General features: G+C 72.0%; 20 protein-coding genes and 1 riboswitch. Of the genes, 14 read left to right on the forward strand and 6 right to left on the reverse strand.

What is annotated here, in order from left to right; translation table 11 throughout:
• Positions 1-193 precede the first annotated feature (193 nt).
• Positions 194-1,579: a condensation domain-containing protein gene (locus F4553_RS37210; protein ID WP_184845942.1), complete on the reverse strand. Its 1,386-nt coding sequence runs from the start codon at positions 1,577-1,579 to the stop codon at positions 194-196.
• 140 nt (positions 1,580-1,719) lie between these two features.
• On the opposite strand from F4553_RS37210, the gene F4553_RS37215 reads away from it, so the two are divergent.
• The gene (locus tag F4553_RS37215; RefSeq protein WP_184845944.1) at positions 1,720-2,484 is read left to right on the forward strand and encodes a methyltransferase domain-containing protein; all 765 of its coding nucleotides are present in this window, start codon (positions 1,720-1,722) and stop codon (positions 2,482-2,484) included.
• 27 nt (positions 2,485-2,511) lie between these two features.
• Here the strand turns inward: F4553_RS37215 and F4553_RS37220 are convergent, their stop codons facing one another.
• The gene (locus F4553_RS37220) at positions 2,512-3,417 is read right to left on the reverse strand and encodes a GNAT family N-acetyltransferase (protein ID WP_184845947.1); all 906 of its coding nucleotides are present in this window, start codon (positions 3,415-3,417) and stop codon (positions 2,512-2,514) included.
• Positions 3,418-3,448: 31 nt separating this feature from the next.
• A complete protein-coding gene (locus F4553_RS37225) occupies positions 3,449-3,973 on the reverse strand; it encodes a hypothetical protein (protein WP_184845949.1) in 525 nt (174 codons plus the stop codon).
• A gap of 191 nt (positions 3,974-4,164) precedes the next feature.
• Positions 4,165-4,271, forward strand: a riboswitch (glycine riboswitch).
• A gap of 75 nt (positions 4,272-4,346) precedes the next feature.
• On the opposite strand from F4553_RS37225, the gene gcvP reads away from it, so the two are divergent.
• A complete protein-coding gene (gcvP, locus tag F4553_RS37230) occupies positions 4,347-7,154 on the forward strand; it encodes an aminomethyl-transferring glycine dehydrogenase (RefSeq protein ID WP_184845951.1) in 2,808 nt (935 codons plus the stop codon).
• Positions 7,155-7,293: 139 nt separating this feature from the next.
• On the opposite strand, the gene F4553_RS37235 is transcribed toward gcvP, so the two are convergent.
• A complete protein-coding gene (locus F4553_RS37235) occupies positions 7,294-7,491 on the reverse strand; it encodes a DUF5999 family protein (RefSeq protein WP_184845954.1) in 198 nt (65 codons plus the stop codon).
• Positions 7,492-7,804: 313 nt separating this feature from the next.
• Between F4553_RS37235 and F4553_RS37240 the strand changes: the two genes are divergently transcribed.
• The 6 genes from F4553_RS37240 to F4553_RS37265 all read left to right on the forward strand — a co-directional run bounded on the left by F4553_RS37240 (position 7,805) and on the right by F4553_RS37265 (position 13,506).
• A complete protein-coding gene (locus F4553_RS37240; RefSeq protein WP_246467595.1) occupies positions 7,805-8,974 on the forward strand; it encodes a chorismate-binding protein in 1,170 nt (389 codons plus the stop codon).
• Positions 8,975-9,185: 211 nt separating this feature from the next.
• Complete coding sequence (locus tag F4553_RS37245; protein ID WP_184845958.1) at positions 9,186-9,584, forward strand: hypothetical protein; 399 nt, start codon at positions 9,186-9,188, stop codon at positions 9,582-9,584.
• Positions 9,585-9,627: 43 nt separating this feature from the next.
• Entirely contained in the window at positions 9,628-10,539 is a 912-nt protein-coding gene (locus tag F4553_RS37250) for an ADP-ribosylglycohydrolase family protein (protein ID WP_184847427.1), read from the forward strand.
• Between the two features lie 79 nt (positions 10,540-10,618).
• The gene (tmpA, locus tag F4553_RS37255; protein WP_184845968.1) at positions 10,619-12,184 is read left to right on the forward strand and encodes a 2-trimethylaminoethylphosphonate dioxygenase; all 1,566 of its coding nucleotides are present in this window, start codon (positions 10,619-10,621) and stop codon (positions 12,182-12,184) included.
• A gap of 84 nt (positions 12,185-12,268) precedes the next feature.
• Positions 12,269-13,288 (forward strand): alpha/beta hydrolase-fold protein, encoded by a 1,020-nt coding sequence (locus F4553_RS37260; RefSeq protein ID WP_184845970.1) that lies wholly within the window; start codon positions 12,269-12,271, stop codon positions 13,286-13,288.
• 59 nt (positions 13,289-13,347) lie between these two features.
• Entirely contained in the window at positions 13,348-13,506 is a 159-nt protein-coding gene (locus F4553_RS37265; protein ID WP_184845972.1) for a hypothetical protein, read from the forward strand.
• Here the strand turns inward: F4553_RS37265 and F4553_RS37270 are convergent, their stop codons facing one another.
• Positions 13,507-14,592: a PrsW family glutamic-type intramembrane protease gene (locus tag F4553_RS37270; RefSeq protein ID WP_184845974.1), complete on the reverse strand. Its 1,086-nt coding sequence runs from the start codon at positions 14,590-14,592 to the stop codon at positions 13,507-13,509. It lies immediately after the preceding gene.
• A gap of 103 nt (positions 14,593-14,695) precedes the next feature.
• Between F4553_RS37270 and F4553_RS37275 the strand changes: the two genes are divergently transcribed.
• The 3 genes from F4553_RS37275 (at position 14,696) to F4553_RS37285 (ending at position 16,626) form a co-directional block, all read left to right on the forward strand.
• Positions 14,696-15,703 carry a glycosyltransferase gene (locus F4553_RS37275; protein ID WP_184845976.1) on the forward strand — a complete coding sequence of 336 codons (1,008 nt, stop codon included), beginning with the start codon at positions 14,696-14,698 and terminating at the stop codon, positions 15,701-15,703.
• Between the two features lie 155 nt (positions 15,704-15,858).
• Complete coding sequence (locus tag F4553_RS37280) at positions 15,859-16,233, forward strand: ribonuclease domain-containing protein (RefSeq protein ID WP_184847429.1); 375 nt, start codon at positions 15,859-15,861, stop codon at positions 16,231-16,233.
• Between the two features lie 24 nt (positions 16,234-16,257).
• On the forward strand, positions 16,258-16,626 hold the full coding sequence (locus F4553_RS37285; RefSeq protein WP_184845978.1) for a barstar family protein: 369 nt from the start codon (positions 16,258-16,260) through the stop codon (positions 16,624-16,626).
• An 18-nt stretch (positions 16,627-16,644) separates the two neighbouring features.
• On the opposite strand, the gene F4553_RS37290 is transcribed toward F4553_RS37285, so the two are convergent.
• Positions 16,645-17,253, reverse strand: coding sequence for a TetR/AcrR family transcriptional regulator (locus tag F4553_RS37290; protein ID WP_184845980.1), 609 nt, complete (start codon positions 17,251-17,253; stop codon positions 16,645-16,647).
• Between the two features lie 61 nt (positions 17,254-17,314).
• Between F4553_RS37290 and F4553_RS37295 the strand changes: the two genes are divergently transcribed.
• The 3 genes from F4553_RS37295 to F4553_RS37305 are packed head-to-tail and all read left to right on the forward strand — an operon-like array spanning position 17,315 to position 19,936.
• Entirely contained in the window at positions 17,315-18,511 is a 1,197-nt protein-coding gene (locus tag F4553_RS37295) for an MFS transporter (RefSeq protein ID WP_184845982.1), read from the forward strand.
• 57 nt (positions 18,512-18,568) lie between these two features.
• The gene (locus tag F4553_RS37300) at positions 18,569-19,117 is read left to right on the forward strand and encodes a hypothetical protein (RefSeq protein ID WP_184845985.1); all 549 of its coding nucleotides are present in this window, start codon (positions 18,569-18,571) and stop codon (positions 19,115-19,117) included.
• 12 nt (positions 19,118-19,129) lie between these two features.
• Positions 19,130-19,936 (forward strand): aminoglycoside adenylyltransferase domain-containing protein, encoded by an 807-nt coding sequence (locus F4553_RS37305; RefSeq protein WP_184845987.1) that lies wholly within the window; start codon positions 19,130-19,132, stop codon positions 19,934-19,936.
• Position 19,937: the final 1 nt, after the last annotated feature.

Below are 19,937 nucleotides of genomic sequence, written 5' to 3' on the forward strand. Positions count from 1 at the left end.
CTGATGCTCTTGCTCGCAGTGACCAGCTTAGGTGTCGAAGCCGACAGCTAAAACTAGTTCGCCTGCTGCGTGATGTTGATCAGGTCGCTCATAGCGGTCTCCCTCCACGATCATTCACACGTTAAAGATTTGTTCACTGGAGGCTAGCGCAGCCCTCCAGCAGCGTCAATCCATTCGCATGGATCGATGACGTTTAGTAGCTGGTCGGTATACCCTGCACCCCCGTTGACGTGCTCGGATCCAGTGCCGCCGACACGAGCACCTCCTCGATGGAGAGCAGAATCGCCTCCTGCTCGGCGGGCGTCAGAGCGTGGGTGTCGACCCGGAGCGTGTAATTGATCGTGTCCGATGCCCGATTGACATTGAGATAGGCGCTCGTATCGGGATTGCTGAAACGCACCCCCGCGGTCAGGGCGGATCGCCCCAGCGCCGCCCGGATCTCCTCGGCCGTCGGCACCGAGCCCTCGCCCGCCTTCGCCGCCGCCCGCCGCCGATCGTTGAAGTAGCACAGCGGGTCGGCCGGGAATCCCTGCTCGGCACCGAGCCGGTCCAGCAGCGACCACAGGTCGCGCGGGTCGTAGTAACCGTGCTGGGCCGCCGCGAGCTGGCTGCGCCACGCCCGCCGGACCGCCTCCTCCACCGTGCAGTCCGCCACGTCGATCACGCAGAGTCCGGGCTGCACGAGGGTGCTGACGGAGCCCGCGAAGTCGGGCCGGAATCGATTACTGACCTGCGTGCGCAGCACCCGGGGGCTGATCCCGGTCACCCGGGCGAGCGCGACGGCATAGGCCGCCATCAGCACCGGACCCGTGTGGACCCGCAGCCGCGCACCGATCGCCGCCGCCGCCAGAAACGCCGCGGGCGAGTCGTAGGTCGCCTCCCAGTAACGCGGCTCGCGCCGATCGGGCGAGTCGCGGAACTGCCGGGGCGGGTGGTGCCGCAGCAGCCGCTCCCAGTGCCGGACGGCCTTCGCGCTCTGCCGCCGCGCCGCCGCCCCGCGCTGCTCCCGAGCAAGATCCATCGGTTGTACGCCGACCCGGGGCCCCAGGTGCCGCCCGGAAGTCCGGTCCAGCTTGCGCAGGTCGGCGATGAGCGCCGCGAAGCCGTATCCGTCGATCACCACGTGCGGGTACATGGCGACGAAGTGCGCGGGTTCTCCGTCGCGGAGCACCACGGCCATCCGTACCGGCCACTGCGTCGCGAGGTCGAAGGGCTCCCCGGCGTAGCGCGCCCGGACCGCCCGCGCCACCTGTGCCGGGTCCGCCCCGCCGCCGGCGTCCACGATCTCCAGGGCCACCTCGCCGGCTTCGGCGAGCACCTGCACCGGCCTGCCGTCGGGCTCGGTCCGGATCCGGGTCCGCAGCGACTGGTGGCGGCTCATGATGAACGACAGCAGGTGCACGATGTGCTGGATCGTGGTGCCGGGGGTCAGCGGCATCGTCCCGCCGACCATGCGCGGCGCCCCCGAGTTCTGCGTCGTACGCCAGACGTCGTGCTGGCCCCAGGTGAGCTCCTCGACTCCCGATCCGTCTCCCGCGAAGGGGACCAGGATCCGTTGCGGCACCGCCGTCACCGCCATCTCGCGCTCCACATCTCGTCAATCTTCGATGGCTGCGCTGGCGGCGTCAATCGCAAGATCGAGATGCGTACCCTGCGGCATCTCGGCCCCGGCATCCCCGATGTACCTAATTGGACGGTGAAGGTGCACGATAGTCCGCGATGACTGACCTCCACGCCGAGGCGCCCCGCGCCCACCACCGCTCCCCGAACCCCCGCCGCCGGGTCCGGCGCAGCCTCGACTTCTTCGCCGCCCACCTGCAACCCGGCATGCAGCTGCTCGACCTCGGCTGCGGACCCGGGTCGATCACGGTGGAGCTCGCCGACCTGGTCGTGCCGGGCACCACCACCGGCGTCGACCAGACCGACCCGGGCGAGCTGCCGGGCGTGACGTTCGTCCGGGCCGACGTGCGGGACCTGCCGTTCGCCGACGGCTCGTTCGACGCGATCCTCCTGCACGGGGTGCTCCAGCACCTGCCGGACCCGCTCGCCGCGCTCCGCGAGGCCCGCCGGGTCGCGGCCTCGGGCGCCGTCATCGGCGTACGCGACGCCGACTGGGACGGCCAGCTCATCGCGCCCCCGGACCCGGCCCTGCCGCGCACCTTCGAGATCCTCGCGGCGCTGCGGTCGGGGACCAGCCCGCGGGTCGGCAAGCACCTGCGCGGGCTGCTGCACGAGGCGGGGTTCGTCGACTGCACGGCGAGCGCGAGCGTCGACTACGACGGCACCGCCGAGGCCGCCTGGTCCACCGCCGAGGCGCACATGGCGGTGCTGTCGCGTCCCGCGCTCACCGAGCGGGCCGTCGCGGCCGGGCTGACCAGTGCGGCGGAGCTCGCGGAGCTGCGGGAGGCGTGGCGGCGCTGGGGCGAGCAGCCGGGCGCGTTCCTGGCCCGCTTCTGGTGCGAGGCGATCGGCTTCGCCGACTAGCGCGGACGGGAGCCGGCCCGGTAGCGGCTAGAGGGCCTTGAGCTGGGACCAGCCCGTGGCGACCGGCCGGTAGCCGAGCCACTCGTTGATCGCGAGCATCGGCCCGTTGACCTCGTCGTTGCTGGTGTAGGCCGTGACCACCCCGTGCGCAGCAGCCCGGTGCAGGCAGACCCCCTTGGCGATCTTCGCCAGCCCGCGCCCCCGGTACTCGCGCAGCGTGCCGGTCCCGCCCGACCACCCGCGGCCGGTCGGCCGATCCACCTCCAGCAGCGTCACCGCCGCCGGGACCCCGTCGACGAGCACGCCCACGCTGAGCTCCTTGTCCAGCTCCGGACCGTCCCAGACGTGCAGAAGCCACTTGTCGTAGTCGATCCGGTCGTTGGGGATGTCACCCGGCTCGTCCAGCGTGGCGACGCTGTCCACGGCGTAGACGGCTGCGGGTCCGAGCTCCGCGAAGGTCGCCGTCGTCACCCCGGCAGGCAGGGAGGGCACCGGCGGCAGCGCGTCGAGCCCGATGGCGGAGTAGCGCAGCTCGTGTCCGGCGGTGAAGCCGTGCGACGCGAGCCAGCGCATCGTCTCGGCGTCGTCGGCCGACCAGCCCTGCATCCGGGTTCCGCCGACACCGCGCAGGTGCTCCTCGGCCTGGGCGAGGAGCTGAGTGCCGATGCCCTGGCCGCGGTGGTCGGGGTGCACGAGCACGAACACGATCGCGGTGCCCTCCTCGCTGCTCCAGGTGTTGAGCCCGGCGCGGGAGAAGCCGACGAGCTGCCCGTCTCGTTCGGCGGCGACGAGGCGCAGGTGCTCGTCGGCGGGCACGTTGCGCCAGAAGTGGCGTACCCCCTCGATGGTGTTGACCTGGTGCGGGAAGACCAGGTTGCGCAGGGCGAGGTAGCGCTCGACGTCATCGGGTCCGGCGGTGCGGAAGGTCGTCATCCGCCCTGTCTATCCCGCCGGACGGGGAATCTCACCTGATTTTGGCGGGCCGGGCCTCGCGGTGGGCCTGCTGTCGGACCCGCGCGGCGGCCACGAGCAGCTCGAAGTGCGGTGCGAAGGTCGGGTTGACCTCGGCGGGATAGGTCCGGGCCCGGTGGTCGCGTTCGGCGGCGATCGCCGGGGCGAGCGCGTGCCAGGCGCGCATGGCCCGCGTCGAGACGAGCGGCAGGATCGTCTCGGCCCGGACGAGCTGCCCGGCGACGAGCCCGCCGATGTCGTCGAAGGCCTCGGTGACGAGCTGCGCGCTCTCCCGGTCGGGCGCGGCGAGGGAGTCGAAGCCCATCGGCAGCTCCAGGTCCGCGGGCAGGCGCACGGCCGCGTCGAAGGCGTCGCGGAATTCGGGGGTACGCAGGTCGTGGAGCAGGCCGGCCACGACCGCGAGTTCCTTGCCGCCGACGCCGATCTCGGCAGCCCGCACGGTCTGCCGCCAGGCGCTGAGGACCGCCACGATCGCGACGGCGGCACCGGCCACGATGATCCAGCTCTGCTGATCCACAGTCGACTCCCGGGGGCGGAGGGACGTCCTGAACCTCAGGGTAGTCATCTCCGGCGATGGCTGCTCGCTGATACACCCGATGGTGTCTCATGTCAAGATCGGCCGAGCTGGGATGGTGACGTGGGCCTCACCGCAGAGCCCGCTGGCGTAACAGACCCGCAACATCATTCCTGGTAGCGTTACAGGTGCCAAACACCCGCGCGGGAGAGTCCGCGAGCCCAGGTTCGACCAGGGCAGACGGCGCCGAAGGGGCAATTCCTCCCCGGAACCTCTCAGGCACCCGAACCGCGATGGGAACGGCGACGCTGAAGCGACGGCGCGACAGCGGGGGAGGGACTGACTCATCGTCCCCGCAACCCCGTGGAGCAGCCGCATGACCAGCAACTTCGCCGAACGACACCTCGGATCCGGCCCCGACGCGATCCGCCGCATGCTCGACACCGTCGGCTACACCAGCCTCGACGAGCTGATGAACGCCGCGATCCCCGAGTCGATCCGCTGGCACGCCGAGCTCGACCTCCCCGCCGCGGGCAGCGAGGCCGAGGTCCTCGCCGAGCTGCGCGAGCTCGCGAGCCGCAACACGGTCGCCACCTCGATGATCGGCCTGGGCTACTACGGCACCCACACCCCCGGCGTGATCAAGCGCAACGTGCTGGAGTCCCCGGCGTGGTATACGGCGTACACCCCCTATCAGCCCGAGATCAGCCAGGGCCGGCTGGAGGCGCTGCTCAACTTCCAGACGATGGTCTGCGACCTGACCGGCATGCACACCGCCAACGCCTCGATGCTCGACGAGGGCACCGCCGCCGCCGAGGCGATGACGATCGCCCGCCGCACGTCCAAGGCGAAGGGCCAGGTCTACGCGGTCGACGCCGACACGCTGCCGCAGACGATCAACGTCATCGCGACCCGGGCCGAGCCGCTCGGCATCGAGGTCAAGCTCTTCGACACCGACCGTGACGAGCTGCCCGAGGGCGTGTTCGGCGTGCACCTGCAGTACCCGGGTGCCTCCGGTGCGATCCGCGACCACGCCCCGATCGTCGAGGCCGCCCACGCCGCCGGTGCGCTCGTCACCGTCGCGGGTGACCTGCTCGCCCTGACGCTGCTGCGGGCGCCGGGGGAGATCGGTGCCGACGTGGCGTGCGGGAGCGCGCAGCGGTTCGGCGTACCCATGGGATTCGGCGGACCGCACGCGGGCTATCTCGCGGTGCGCAGCGGCCTGGAGCGGGCACTGCCCGGCCGCCTGGTCGGCGTCTCGAAGGACGCCGACGGCGCCCCCGCCTACCGGCTCGCCCTGCAGACCCGTGAGCAGCACATCCGCCGCGAGAAGGCGACGAGCAACATCTGCACCGCGCAGGTCCTGCTCGCGGTCATGGCGAGCATGTACGCGGTCTACCACGGCCCGGACGGCCTGCGCGCCATCGCCCGGCACGCCCACGACCACGCGACGCTGCTCGCGGCCGGTCTGACCGCCGGTGGCGTGGAGCTGGCGAGCGGGCAGTTCTTCGACACGGTCACCGCGATCGTGCCCGGCCGGGCCGCCGAGATCGTCGCCGCCGCCGAGGCCGCCGGGGTCAACCTGTGGCACGTCGACGCCGACCGGGTCGGCATCGCCTGCGACGAGACGACCACCGCCGAGCACCTCTACACCGTCTGGGCCGCCTTCGGGGTCGAGCCCGCCGACGCGACCGACGTCGCCGACCTGGCGCTGGCGCGGACCACCGACTTCCTGACCCACCCGGTCTTCCGCACCCACCACTCCGAGACCGCGATGCTGCGCTACCTGCGCCGCCTCTCCGACCTCGATTACGCGCTGGACCGGGGCATGATCCCGCTCGGCTCCTGCACGATGAAGCTCAACGCGACGACCGAGATGGAGTCGGTGACCTGGCCCGAGTTCGGCGCCATCCACCCCTTCGCCCCGGCGTCGCAGACCGAGGGCTACCGGGAGCTGATCGGCTCGCTGGAGTCGTGGCTCGCCGAGATCACCGGCTATGACGCGGTCAGCGTGCAGCCCAACGCCGGTTCGCAGGGCGAGCTCGCGGGACTGCTGGCGATCCGGGCCTTCCACCGCGCCAACGGCGACGTGCAGCGCGACGTGTGCCTCATCCCGTCGAGCGCCCACGGCACCAACGCCGCGAGCGCGGTCATGGCCGGGATGCGGGTCGTCGTGGTCGCCTGCGACGACCTGGGCAACGTCGACCTCGTCGACCTCGACCGCAAGATCGAGGCGCAGGGCGACCGGCTCGCCGCGATCATGGTGACCTACCCCTCGACGCACGGCGTCTACGAGACCGGCATCGCGACGCTCTGCGCGAAGGTGCACGACGCGGGCGGCCAGGTCTACGTCGACGGCGCCAACCTCAACGCGCTGGTCGGTTTCGCCAAGCCGGGCAAGTTCGGCGCGGACGTGTCGCACCTCAACCTGCACAAGACCTTCTGCATCCCGCACGGCGGCGGCGGCCCCGGTGTCGGACCGGTCGCGGTCCGCGAGCACCTGGCTCCCTACCTGCCCGGCCACCCGCTGCACCCGCAGTCCGGGGTGGGCGCGATCAGCGCCGCGCCGCACGGCTCCGCCGGGATCCTGCCGATCCCGTGGGCGTATGTCCGGCTGATGGGGCCCGACGGTCTCGCCCAGGCGACGGCCCACGCGGTGCTCGCTGCCAACTACGTGGCGGTCCGCCTGCGGGAGCACTACCCGGTGCTCTACTCCGGCAACAAGGGCCTGGTGGCGCACGAGTGCATCCTGGACCTGCGCACGATCACCAAGGCGACCGGTGTGACCGTGGACGACGTGGCGAAGCGCCTGATCGACTACGGCTTCCACGCTCCGACGATGTCGTTCCCGGTGGCCGGCACGCTGATGGTCGAGCCGACCGAGAGCGAGGACCTGGGTGAGCTGGACCGGTTCGTCGCGGCGATGATCGCGATCAAGTCGGAGATCGACGCGGTGGGCCGTGGTGACTGGCCTGCTGATGACAATCCGCTGGTCAACGCGCCGCACACGGTGAAGTCGGTGAGCGCGGACATCTGGGAGCACGCCTACCCGCGATCGGTGGCGAGCTACCCGGCGGGTGTGATGCCAGTAGGTAAGTACTGGCCGCCGGTGCGTCGCATCGATGGCGCCTACGGCGACCGGAACCTGGTGTGTTCCTGCCCGTCGCCGGAGGATTTTGAGTAAGACTTCTACAGCTCCCCGGCCCACTGCTTCGTGGTGGGCCGGTGGCGCTGGTCAGCGCTGGCGGATCTGTGCTGCTGGGGCCCTTCCCCGGGTCCGCGGTCGGCTTTGGCCGCGGCGGGGAAGTGTGGCGTGGTTCGCTTTAGGCGAAGGCGTGGACCGCGGGGCCCCGGTGGGGCGCTACGGTGCTGCCGTCGGGGAGCAGCTCGCCGGTGTCTTCGAAGACGATGACGCCGTTGCAGAGGAGGCTCCAGCCTTGCTCCGGGAAGGAAGCCACTACGCGAGCTGCGTCGTGGTCACCTGCGTCGGCGGTGGGGCAGGGCGGGTTGTGCTGGCACATGAGGGTTGACTCCGGTGAATTATGGGCGGTCCGGGCGCGCCGCTTTAGCGGTCTGCACGGTCCCCCCGCGGGGTTGCGCTCGGTTTCTCGCCTGCATTGGCGGGTCGCCTCGCGCTATGAGGTTGTGCCGGGTGCCTTACGTGGTGCCGGGGGTGGTGGCTGCAAGGTCACTGCGGTGTGTAGTTGGTCACATGTTCAGTGATGAACGCTACCAAGGCGAACGATGCTTTTTCGAGCAGGTGACGGGGGTCACCCCCTGTAATCAACCCTTTGGATGATCACATTGCGTCCGAACGTCGTAGATTCGATAGCCATGCGGGGCCATCACCCACCCGTCGTACCGAAGTCGTGCCGCGGATACGCCGTCGAGCGGGCCCGTTTCTCGTGGCGGCTGGGCGACCCCGGCGACCCGGCCGCGTTGCTGGAGGATTTCCTTGCCGGGCAGGGTCTGCCCGTCGTGGATCTCTCGGCTGCAACCGTTTCCGCCCCGGGCCATGACGCACGCTCCCACGACATCTGCGGCGCCGCCGTCTACCTCTCCGCGGCGGCGGGCGCAACGCTCATCGGCGGACCGCCGGGGCGCCCCAGTCCGGTGCCGGGATTGCCGGATTGCGTGGCGATTGTCTACGCGCATGGGCGTGATTTGATTACGGAGAGTGAGATTTCGACGGGAAATGGCTGGGATCTGGGCCCCTGGCGGCCGAGCTGGACCGATGCCGATCACGCCGCAGCCGTCGCCGAGGTTCGCGACGCCATCGCCCGCGGCGACGTCTACCAGGTCAACGTCGTCGGTCACGCCGCCGCCGAATACTCCGGCGACCCCGTCGCCGCGCTGGCCCGGATCGCGGCGGTGCCGGGCGCCCATTACGCGGGCCTCGTCGCCGGGGACGGTTGGGTCATCGGCTGCGCCTCCCCGGAGACGCTGGTGGAGGTCAGGGACGGGCGCATGCTCACCCGGCCCATCAAGGGCACCGGGCCCGCCACCGCCGAGGGCCGGACCGAACTGCTCGCCTCTGCCAAGGAACGCGCCGAACACATCATGATCGTCGACCTGGAGCGCAACGACCTCGCCCACGTCGCGAGCATCGGCAGCGTCCGCGTCGACGAACTCTTCGCGCTGCGCCGCTGGGGCGACCTCTGGCAGGCCGAATCGACCGTCAGCGCCGCCGTGCGCCCCGGCACCGGCCTCGCCGCCCTGCTCCGGGCGGTCTGCCCGCCCGGTTCGGTCACCGGCGCGCCGAAGCTCGCGGCGCTCGCCCAGATCGCGATGCTGGAGCCGGTCGGGCGGGGTGCCGGGATGGGCGCCTTCGGCTGGGTCGGCCGCGACCACATCGACCTGGGTCTCACCATCCGGACCGTCGCCGCCGACCGGCACCGGCTGCACCTGTGGGCGGGCGGCGGCATCACCTGGGGCAGCGACCCGATCGCCGAGGTCGCCGAGGCAGCAGCGAAGGCGGCCCCGATCCGGGCCCTGCTCGCGTAGCGCTGTCACCCGCACATTCCCACGGTGCCACGGCCGGCGGCACGAGCCTTCACCCGTTCGTGCGCTGTTCACAATGGTCATGGATGCGTCACGATCGTGGACCGACCTGTATCGGGTGCGGGACAGGCGAGTGCGCAATCAGGGTCCTGCGGTAATGGGACGGTTACAGTACGCGTAACGCCCGAGTAGCCCCGGCCATGTGGAGACAGCGATGACCCAGCTCACCATGAACGAGTCGGCACTGTTGTGGTTCGAGTCCGATGTCGATGGTCACAGCGCCGCCGTGACCGTCTACCGCGACCGTGTCGAGTGGGCCCGCCCCGAGTACGCCATCTGCGCCAAGATCGGGCTCTCGACGCTGGCGGTCCTGACGCTCGGGCTGTCCCTGCTCGTCCCGCCGGCCCGCCCGTGGCACCGGGGCATCCGGCACACGATCCCGGCCCGCTCCATGCACGCGATCAGCGACCACCGGACCAGCCCGACCCAGCGGGAGATCATCATCTCCGGCGGCGCCTTCATCCTCACGCTGCGCGTACCGCAGCACCAGGCCGACACCATCCGGGCGGCACTCGCCCGCGTCTCGATGGGCAACACCGAGTTCGCCGCCTGAGAGGTTGCCGAGGCCCGACTGTTCGGGAATGATCGACGGTGAGATGCGATGTGTTCTTGCCGAATCGACGCGGCTGGGTTACGCCGCGGACAGTCTGACGGGGCTCTCCGTCGGGGATGCGCTTGGCGCGCAGTACTTCACGGTCGGCCCGAAGGTCGACGACCTGCTCGCGGGGATCGTCCCACCACCGGTGTGGGAGTGGACCGACGACACCGAGATGGCCTGCTCGATCGCCTGGATGCTGGCCGACTCCGGCCGCGTCGACCAGGACGAACTCGCGGCGGCGTTCGCGGATCGGTGCGAGCCCCATCGGGGCTACGGCGTCGGCGCCTTCGTGATCCTGCACAACATCCGCCTGGGTATGCCGTGGCGCGAGGCGGCCGCCGGGGTCTTCGACGGCCAGGGCTCGATGGGCAACGGGGCGGCGATGCGGGTGGCGCCGCTGGGTGCCTATTTCCCGGACGACCTGCTCCGGGCTGCTCGGGAGGCACGCCTGTCCGCCGAGGTGACGCACGCGCACCCCGAGGGCGTCGCCGGTGCCGTGGCCGTCGCGGTCGCCGCGAGCGCCGCGGTCGCGGGCAGGCTCGCCGGGGAGCGCCCGAAGGCAGGGCCGTTCCTGGACACGGTGATCGAGGCGACGCCCGCCGGCCAGGTCCGCAAGGGCCTGGTCCGGGCGCGCACGATGCTGCACCTCTCGGTGGCGGAGGTGGCATACGAGCTCGGCAACGGAGCGCTGGTGCTCGCGCAGGACACCGTGCCGTTCACACTGTGGGTGGCGGCTCGCTGCCTCGCCGACTATCCGCGGGCGATCCGTGAGTGCGTGCAGGCGGGCGGGGACATCGACACGACCGCGGCGATCGCCGGCGGGGTCGTCGCCGCGTACAGCGGGGTCGACGGCATTCCCGCGCCGTGGCTGGCGTCCCGTGAGCCGCTGCCGGACTGGCTGCAGCTGTAACGGTCCGCGTCGGCGAACTTCGGGTGAACAGCGGCGCCGGATCTTCCACCCCGGTCCGGCCGGGTTCTATGGTCCGATCATGACCGCACCGTTCCCCGCGCTGTGGCTGCGCGACAACTGCGACTGCGCCGCCTGCCGCGACCCGCGCAGCGGCCAGAAGCTGTTCGGCATCACCGACCTGCCGGCCGATCTCGCGGTCGCCGACACCGCCGTCGACGGCGACCAGGTCACCGTGACCTTCGCCCCCGACGGGCACGTCTCGGTCTTCGACGCCGCGTTCCTGGCCCGGCCGGCTGAGGCCGACCCGCGCTCCGAGCACGCCAAGGCCGACCCCGGCGGCACCGTCGCCGAGGGGTCGTGGCCCCGGTTCCGGTCCGATCCCCTGCACCGGGAGCACTGCCTCGACGCGGTGCTGCGCCTCGGATCCGTGCTGCTCCGCGACGTCCCGGTGGTGCCGGGGGCGGTCCTGGAGGCGGCTGCGGGCTTCGGATACGTGCGGGAGACCAACTACGGGAAGATCTTCGAGGTACGCGTCGAGCCCGCACCCACCAACCTCGCGTTCACGTCCCTGGCGATCTCCCCGCACACCGACAACCCCTACCGGGATCCGGTGCCGACGGTCCAACTGCTGCACTGCCTGGTCAACGATGCCGACGGCGGCGAATCCGGCCTCGTCGACGGCTTCGCGGCCGCCGCGGTGCTCCGCGCGGAGGATCCGGCCGCGTTCGCGATCCTCAGCACGACGCCGGTGACCTTCCGCTACGCCGACGCCGACACCGACCTCACCTCGACCCGGCCCATGATCGGTGTGGACCCGCGCGGGGCGATCCGGGAGATCCGGTTCAACAACCGCTCGACCCAGCCGCTGCGCCTGCCCCGTGCCGAACTGGACGCGTTCTACGCCGCCTACCGCGCGTTCGCCACGATCATCGCCCGGCCGGAGCTGCGGGTGGACCTCCGGCTCGTACCCGGCGATTGCCTGGTCTTCGACAACACGCGGATGCTGCACGCGCGGACGGCCTTCACCGCCGACGGCGCCCGGCACCTCCAGGGCTGCTACGCGGACCTGGACGCGGTCGCGAGCAACCTCGCGGTCCTGCGCCGCGACCCGGTGGGGCGGCTCGCCGCGCTGTTCGGCGGTGACGGCGCCGCCGACTACCTCGGCGAGCCGGTCACCCTCGCCGAGCACATGCTCCAGGCCGCCACCCGGGCGCGGGCGGCCGGTGCCGACGACGCCCTGGTCGCCGCCGCGCTGCTGCACGACATCGGCCACCTCGCCGGGGTGGTCACCGGCGCGGAGCTGATGGCCGGCACCGACAACCGGCACGGCCACACCGGTGCCGACTGGCTCGCCCGGTGGTTCCCGCCGCAGGTCACCGAGCCGGTACGCCTGCACGTGGCGGCGAAGCGGTACCTGTGCGCGGTCGAACCGGCATACGCCGCGGAGCTGTCCGAGGCGTCGGTGTTCACCCTGGCGGTGCAGGGCGGACCGATGACGGCGGCGGAGGTCGCGGCGTTCGAGGCCGAGCCCTACGCCCGGGCAGCGGTCGCGGTGCGGCGCTGGGACGACGAGGCCAAGGACCCGGAGGCCGACACCGCCGGTTTCGACGAGTTCCGCCCGCTCCTGCAGCGGCTCCTCCGGTGAAACGGCACGTCAGCGGCGACAGCCGACCGGCCAGCGGGTGAAATTCGCCGCCGCGGGCTGCTGTCGCGTGGCACAGTGGCGGGCGTGGAGAGCAGCCTCACCCGCGACACCCTGCACCACCCGGCCGTCACCGGCGAGGTGCCCTTCGCCGTGCTGACCCCGGCGGAGTGGACCACCGCCGAGAAGCTGCCGCTCATCGTCGTCCTGCACGGCGCGAACTCCTCCTGCGAGCTCCTCGCCATGCTGCAGCCGCTGATCGAGGGCTTGTGGGCGGACGATTCGCTGCCGCGGTCGGTCGTGGCGTGTGCGTCCACGCCCACGGTCGGCGGCTTCTATGTCGACGCACCCGGCGGCGCCTGGGAGACGCTCGTCGCGGAGGTGCTGCCGCAGGTGGTGGTGGAACGCTTCCACACCGACCCGGCTCGTGCCTCGCTCGTCGGCGCGTCGATGGGCGGCTACGGCGCACTCAAGATCGCTTTCGCTGATCCGGGACGCTGGCAAGCGGTGGCCGCGGTCGCCCCGGCGCTCCTGCCGGGGTTGTCACCGGAAGCCGTGCTTCCGCGCAACACCCTGGGCGTGCTCGCCGACCTCGTCACCCGCATGGCCGGCGGCGGTGCCGACGAGCGCCGGTACGCCGAGAACCATGTGCTGCACCGGCTGCACGCCCACGCCGACGCGATCAGGGCCAGCGGGCTGCCGATCCTCCTGCGCTGCGGCGACCGGGACGTGTTCAACATGCACGACGGCACCGAGCAGCTCCATCGCGCGCTCTGGGATCTCGACATCGGCCACGACTACCACCTCGTCCTCGGCGCCGACCACATCGGACCCGAGGCGATGGCGGCCCAGCGAGCCGCCTTCGCCTTCGTCGGAGCAGCCCAGCGGGCGCAGGCGGGCCGGGACCGGACCCCGGCCGACCGGGCGCTCGAAGCCGCCTGGCATGAGTGGAGTGCCCGGGGACGGCAGGGGAGCCCGCCGGACCTCGACGCGTTCGGCGTCACCGGTCCCGTCGCCGTGCGGGTGCTGCTCGAGGCGGAGCTCGCCGAGGCGGCGCGGCGCGATCCGACGGCGGCTCGCCGCTATGGCCAGGTCGCGCCGGAGTAGCGGCGAGTGCTGTTCCGCCGGGCGGAAAGGTCGGTTGCACCGGTCAGCGGTGATTTCCGATGCCGGGCCTCCCGACCCGAGGAGGCGATGGTGGGAGCAGCCACGTCTGCGCCTCCGTCGTCGGCGCCGGACCCGAACGCGGCGCCTACATACTCCCGATCCACATCACCAAGGTCATCGAACCAGGTGGCTACGCCCCCGAACCGGCCCGCGGGTGATCACTCGTCGGTCCGGAGGCGGTGGGGTGTCCAACCTCTGCTGACGGCGCCGATGAGCTGCGGTGGTGTCGACTTGCGGGCCATCGCCCGGAAGACCAGGTAGGTGCCGATGAGGATCGCCCACCGCAACACCTGGAAGGCCAACGAGACCGCCGGCCTGCCGCAGCCGAGGGTGGCGGAGGTGTCGTTGGCGGAGTGGACGGCCATGACCAGGATGATGGCGCCGACCGCACCCGTGGTGCCCTGGCGGCCGTAGAGGTGCCACAGCCGCCATGCGACCGCCACGGCGATGCCGGTCCAGAGCCAGTGCAGCGGCGACACGGTGAAGATCCGCATCACCTGCGCCTGGATCACCGAGGTCACGGTCGGTGCGGCGGTCTCGGTGCCGCAGAAGTCCGGTCCGGATGCCTGCGCGGTCGCGTAGGCGTACTGGGTGGTCTCGGTGATGGCGAATCCGAACCCGGCGGCGAGCCCCAGCCCGATCCCGGCGCGGGGATCGCGGTAGCGGCCCAGGGCGTAGAGGGCGAGCGGGACCAGCAGCTTGGTTCCCTCCTCGACGAAGCCGACGGTCCCCGCCGCCAGCCGGATGCCGCCCGCGTCGATGAGCGCCGAGTTGGCGTTGGCCGCGATGAGGATGACCGCTCCGGCGACGGCGGTGGCGACCGCGATCATCTCGGTGATGCCGATGGCGTCGTCGAGGGCCAGCTGTCGGGCGGCGAAGCGGTAGAACGCCCAGCACACCCCGGTCATGGCGAGGCCGCTCGTCACCGCCATGACGTGCACGTTCCCCGTCGTCCGGTAGACCGCGCAGCCGACGGCGAGAACGACGAGGGTGGCCGCCAGGATCCAGATCCACCGGCCCAGGAACCGGCCGCGCAGGTGCCGTCCCCGATTGGCGGCCGCCGATCCGGGCTCGACCTGCGACGTCCAGGCACGCGCATCCCACCGCCGCGAGCGCAGGAACATGCTGGCCGGGTCGGGGAACCATCCCGCGGCGGGGACCCCGGCCCGCTCCCGCGCCGACAGGTACGCCGCGACGAAGCCGCCGAGCAGGAGTACCGCGCCCACGGCATTGAGGATGACCATGGCGCCAGAATCGCATAAATCACCCCAGTAGGGATGATTTTGGTTCATGCCAGCGCCTCAGCACGGGTACATGGGCGCAACGTGCCGGGCGTAGATTCGCGGCATGCGCGTGCTCTTTGCCAGTCTGGCGACGGTCGGCCACACCTATCCGCTCATCCCGCTCGCGCTCGCCGTGCGGGACGCCGGGCACGAGGTGCACTTCGCCGTCGGCGAGGAGGTGCACGAACCGCTCGCCGCGCACGGGCTGCTGCCGTTCCGCCCGGCGGACTCGTTCTACGAGATCTACGCCGAGGACCTCGCACCGGAGCTAGCCCGGTTGGAGCCCGACCTCGTCGTGCACGAGTGGGGCGTGCCGGGAGCCGCGGTCGCCGCGCACCGGGCGGGGATCCCCGGCATCTGGCACGGGTTCGGCCGCATGATCCCCGACGGGATCGGCCTGGAGTCGCCCCTCGGCAACGCCGAGGCGCCCGGGCTCCCGCACGTCGACATCTGCCCGCCGTCCCTGCAGGACCGCGACTTCCTCGCCACCGGCGACCGCATCGAGCTGCGCCCGGTGCCGTTCTCACCGCCCGCGCCGCTGGCCGCATGGGTCGGCCACCGCGACGGGCGCCCGCTGATCTATCTGACGCTGGGGACGGCGTTCGGCACCCCGGAGCTGCTCACGGCGGCCATCGCGGGGCTCGCGTCGCTCGACGCCCGGGTGCTGGTCGCCGCCGGCCGGGTGCCGCTGGACCAGCTCGGCAAGCTGCCCGGCAACGTGACCGTGCGGGCCTGGGTGCCGCAGGCGGAGCTGCTGCGGCACGTGGACGCGGTCGTGCACCACGGCGGCAGCGGCACCACCCTCGGGGCGCTCGCCGTCGGCGTGCCGCAGCTCGTCATGCCCCAGGGGGCCGACCAGTTCGCCAACGCCGACGCCCTCGTCGCCGCGGGTGTCGCGCTGCGGCTGCTCCCCGCCGACTTCAGCGCGGACGCCCTCGCCGCGCAGACCCGCGCGCTGCTGTCACCGCCCTGCGGCCACCGCGACGCGGCTCGGGGGATCGCCGAGGAGATCGCCCGGATGCCCACTCCGCACGATGTCGCCCGGCGGCTGCCGGACTACGCCCGTCGATAGGCGGCCGACGGGATCGTTCACGACATCTTTAGATTCATCATCTTCCATTTATCGACTCCTGGCGGAGATCATGGTGTATCCGTGCCCCCCGGTCCCAGGAGGAACCCGTGACCGTCACCCCCCGCCGCGCGAGCGCTCCATCGTGGACGCTGCGCATGCTCCTCGTCGCCGTGACCCTCGTCGCCGCCGTCGTCGCCCCGGTCGCCGCCGCCCCGGCATCGGCGGCCGTCTACTCCTCGTGCACGATCTCCCGCTGTGCCGACGCCCGCGCCGCGCAGGCCGGGTGGTCCGCGAAGGGCTACCCCACCACCAGCGGTTGGTACGCGTGGAGCGGCGGCAAGTACAACTACACCGGTGGCCGCTTCTACAACAGGGAGGGCCAACTCCCCGCCGGTGCCACCTACTATGAGTACGATGTCTACGCGCGGACCAAGGGTGCTGCTCGGGACGCCTACCGGATCGTCGTCAACCGCAGCACCGGGGTCACCTGGTTCTCCCCGAACCACTACACCGACTTCTACCGGCTCTGAATCGCGCGGGCGAAGGAGATCCTCATGGCGTACCCGGCCGGATGGCTGAGGATCTCCACCGCCGGCGTACCGGCCGAGGGTTTCGTCGTGCTCGACGCGCGGCGCTGCCGGACCAGGACCGGGCTCTTCGCCGAGTTCGCCGCGGCGCTGCGGCTGCCGGGGTATTTCGGGCACAACTGGGACGCGCTCGCCGACTGCCTGAGCGACCTCGGGGCCGACGGGCCGCCCCTCGCCGTGCTGCACGCGGAGGAGCTGCTGGCGGACGAGGCGCCCCGGCAGCTGGCGACGCTCCTCGACATCCTCGCCACCACGGTGCCGGGGGTCTCCGTCGTGCTGCACACGGCGGCGGGCGTCGAACTCCGGCGGCGGGTCGGGGATGCCCTCGGGCTCTGACCGGCGCCAGGTCCGGCGTCACGCGAGATAGCGGCGCAGCAGCTCCTTGAGCTCGGCGAGGATGGTCTCGTCGCCGCGGGGGTTGGCGCGGAACGCGCGCGTCAGCAGATCGTCGGCGACGTTGATGGCGACCCGGAGCCGGATCCGCAGCTGCTCGGTGGGCGGCCGCCCGAGCGTCGTGGTCAGCACGTCGAAGAGCCTGCTGACCAGCAGATCGTCATTCTCGACGAGGGCGCCGGGGGTGAACTGCGCCTTGACCGGGCCGAACCAGATCTGGCGCAGTCCGGGGCTGGGCAGCTCGTGCTCGCCGCGCCAGAACGCGGCGAAGGCGTCGACCACCTGGTCGACCAGGGCGTCCCCGTCCGGCGGCGCCTCGGCGAGCGCCCCGTCCATGATCTCGACGTAGCTGTCGAGCCAGTGCTGCCCCAGGGCGTCGATGACCGCCTGCTTGTCGACGAAGAAGCGGTAGAGCGAGCCCACCGAGACGCCGGCCCGGGCCGCGATGTCCTTGGTGGTGATGCGCTCGAAGGGGACCTCTTCGAGCAGCTCGCCGACGGCCACCAGGATCCGGTCGCGCTTGTCGCGGCTGCGCCGCTGCGACGGTTCGGCGCGGATTCCAGTCGTCATGCGCACGATTCTTCCACGCGGGTCCTTGACTGTCGGAAAAACCTGAACCAGACTCCGGTTCATGTCTGAGTTCCGGCTCCTGCTCGCCGCCTCGACGGTCTCCTCGCTCGGCAACGGCGTGCGGTGGATCGCCCTGCCGCTGCTCGCGGCGCAGATCTCGGCCGATCCGCGCGCGGTGTCGCTGGTGACCGCCGCCGAGCAGGCGCCCTTCCTGCTGTTCGGGCTGCTCGCCGGGGTGCTGGCCGATCGCCGGGACCGCCGGGCGCTGATGTGGCAGGCGGACCTGGTCCGGGGCCTGATCATGGCGGCCTTCACCGTCGCCGTCCTGCACGGCACGGTCGAGATCTGGATGGTCGCCGCGATCGGATTCCTCATCACCTGCGGCGACATGATCAACAATGCGGCGTTCGCCGGGCTGGTGCCCGTCCTCGTCACCGCCGAGCGGCGCCCGAAGGCCAACAGCCGGGTGCAGATCGGCGTACTCATCGCGGATCCCCTGGTCGGCTCGGTGCTCGGCGCCGTCCTGTTCGGACTCGCCGCCGCGCTGCCGTTCGGGCTCGACGCCGCGACGTTCTTCGCCGCCGCGGCCCTGGTGGCGCTGGTCCCGGGCAGATTCCGGCCGCAGCGTGCCGCTCGGCCGACGATCCGGGCGGACCTGGCGGAGGGGGTCCGGTTCCTGGTGCGCAGCCGCCCGCTGCGCCAGCTGTGCCTGCTCTTCGCCTTCTCCCAGCTGCTCGGCGCCGGGCTCGTGGCGATCCTGGTCCTCTACTCCGGCCGGGAACTCCACCTGAGCGCGACCGGATACGGCCTGCTCATCGCGTCCTTCGCCGTCGGCGGTGTGGCCGGGGCGCTGCTCACGCCACGGCTGGCGGCCGCCATCGGCGACCGCCGGGCGCTGCTGCTCGGCATCGGCATGTGCGCCGCGACCACGCTCACCATGGGGGTCACCGCCAGCCCGACGGTGGCGGCGGCGGCCGTGGCGCTCTACGGCGGAGCCAGCTCGATCCTCGGCCTCGTCACGACCACGGTCCGGCAGGCCCTGGTGCCGCCGGAGCTGATGGGACGGGTGGTCAGCACCTACCAGATGGTGGTCTTCGGCGTGACCCCGCTCGGCGCCATCGGCAGCGGGCTGCTGGCGCACGCGGCCGGCCTGCGCGCGCCGTTCCTGGTCGCGTCGGTGGCACTGGTGGGCGCGCTGGGGGTCGCGGCCTGGAAGATCAGGCTGCCGTCCGTCAGCGCGGCCGAGCCGCTGCTGTGACAAGCCCACTGTGGGTACGGGCCGAGCCCCCTGAGCACCGTGGCCTACTGTGCGGAGATGTCTTCGCGTGATCGGGCCAGAGCGCGCCGTGGATCCGTGCCCGGCCGGGCCCCGATCGAGAAGGGGCGCCGCGACGGCTCCGGTCCGTGGCAGGCGACTGTGCCGTTCGGACCCGCGGGCCGCCTGCTGGCATCCACCCTGTGCGTCCTGGTCTGCCTACCCGGGCCGGTCCTGCTGTTCTTCGCGGCCACCGTCGGCGAGATCACCGCGGGGGAGCGGTGGGGGCTGGCCGCCGGAGGGGTCTTCACTACGCTGGTCGGGGTCTTCTGGGCCGTCGTCATCGGGCGCTGGGAGCGCAGTGCCCGCCGGGACGCCGAGCGGCTCAACGAGGTCGGCGTCACGGCCGTCGCGGAGATCGTCGCCATCGCACCCGCCATCGTCGGCGACGACAACGGCATCGCCCTCAGCCTGCGCATCAGCGGTCCGGGCGTGGAACCCTTCGACGCCGTGTCGGAGTGCATGGCGGACCCGTCCCTGGTGGTCGGGGCGCGCCTGGCGGCCGTGGTCGATCCGGCCGACAACCTCTTCGCGATCGTGCCCGGCTGACCCCTCGCGTCCGTGTCGACCGGATCGCGGGCGGGTGTGCTCGCCGTCCCGGACCCCGGCTACGCTCGGCGGATGGTGGCCGCCATCGGCATCCCGGCGGATGTCCACGCCTTCGTCCGGGAGCTCGCGGACGCGCTGCGCGCGGTGCGGTCCGACCTGGTCGGGGTCTATGTGCACGGGTCCGCCGCCCTCGGCGGGTTCCGACCCTCCGCCAGCGACGTGGACGTGCTCGCCGTCGTCTCGGCATCCGCCCCGACCGCGGTCCAGCACTGCGCCGGCGAGGCGATGGCGTCGGTCGGAGGGTGCCCCGCCACCGGTCTGGAGATGAGCGTCATCACCGCCGCCACCGCAGCGGAGGTCGGCGGCTGCGAGTTCGAGGTCCACCTCAACACCACCGGCCCGGCGCCGGTGATCGTGCCCGGCGCCGGCGGGCCGGGCGACCCTGATCTCGTGCTGCACTGCGCGGTCAGCCGGGATCACGCGGTCGCGGTCGTCGGCCCGCCCGCCCGGCAGGTGTTCGGGCCCGTCCCGCGGCCGCGGATCCTCTCGGCCATGGTGGACGAGCTGCGCTGGGCGGCGGACCACGCCTGCGGCGCCTACGCCGTCCTCAACGCCTGCCGTGCGCTGCGCTACGCCGCGGACGGGCGGCTGTGCTCCAAAGTCGACGGTGGTGAGTGGTACCTGTCGGCGCGGGCACCCGACCGCATCGTCGCCGCCGCGCTCGATCTCCAGCGCGGAGGGACGAAGCAGGTGGCTCGGGGCGACGCGGCACGGTTCGTCGAGGAGTCGTGCCGTGCCCTGAGGGGAGTCGGCGGATAGC

This window comes from Allocatelliglobosispora scoriae (assembly GCF_014204945.1).
Classification (GTDB): Bacteria; Actinomycetota; Actinomycetes; order Mycobacteriales; family Micromonosporaceae; genus Allocatelliglobosispora; species Allocatelliglobosispora scoriae.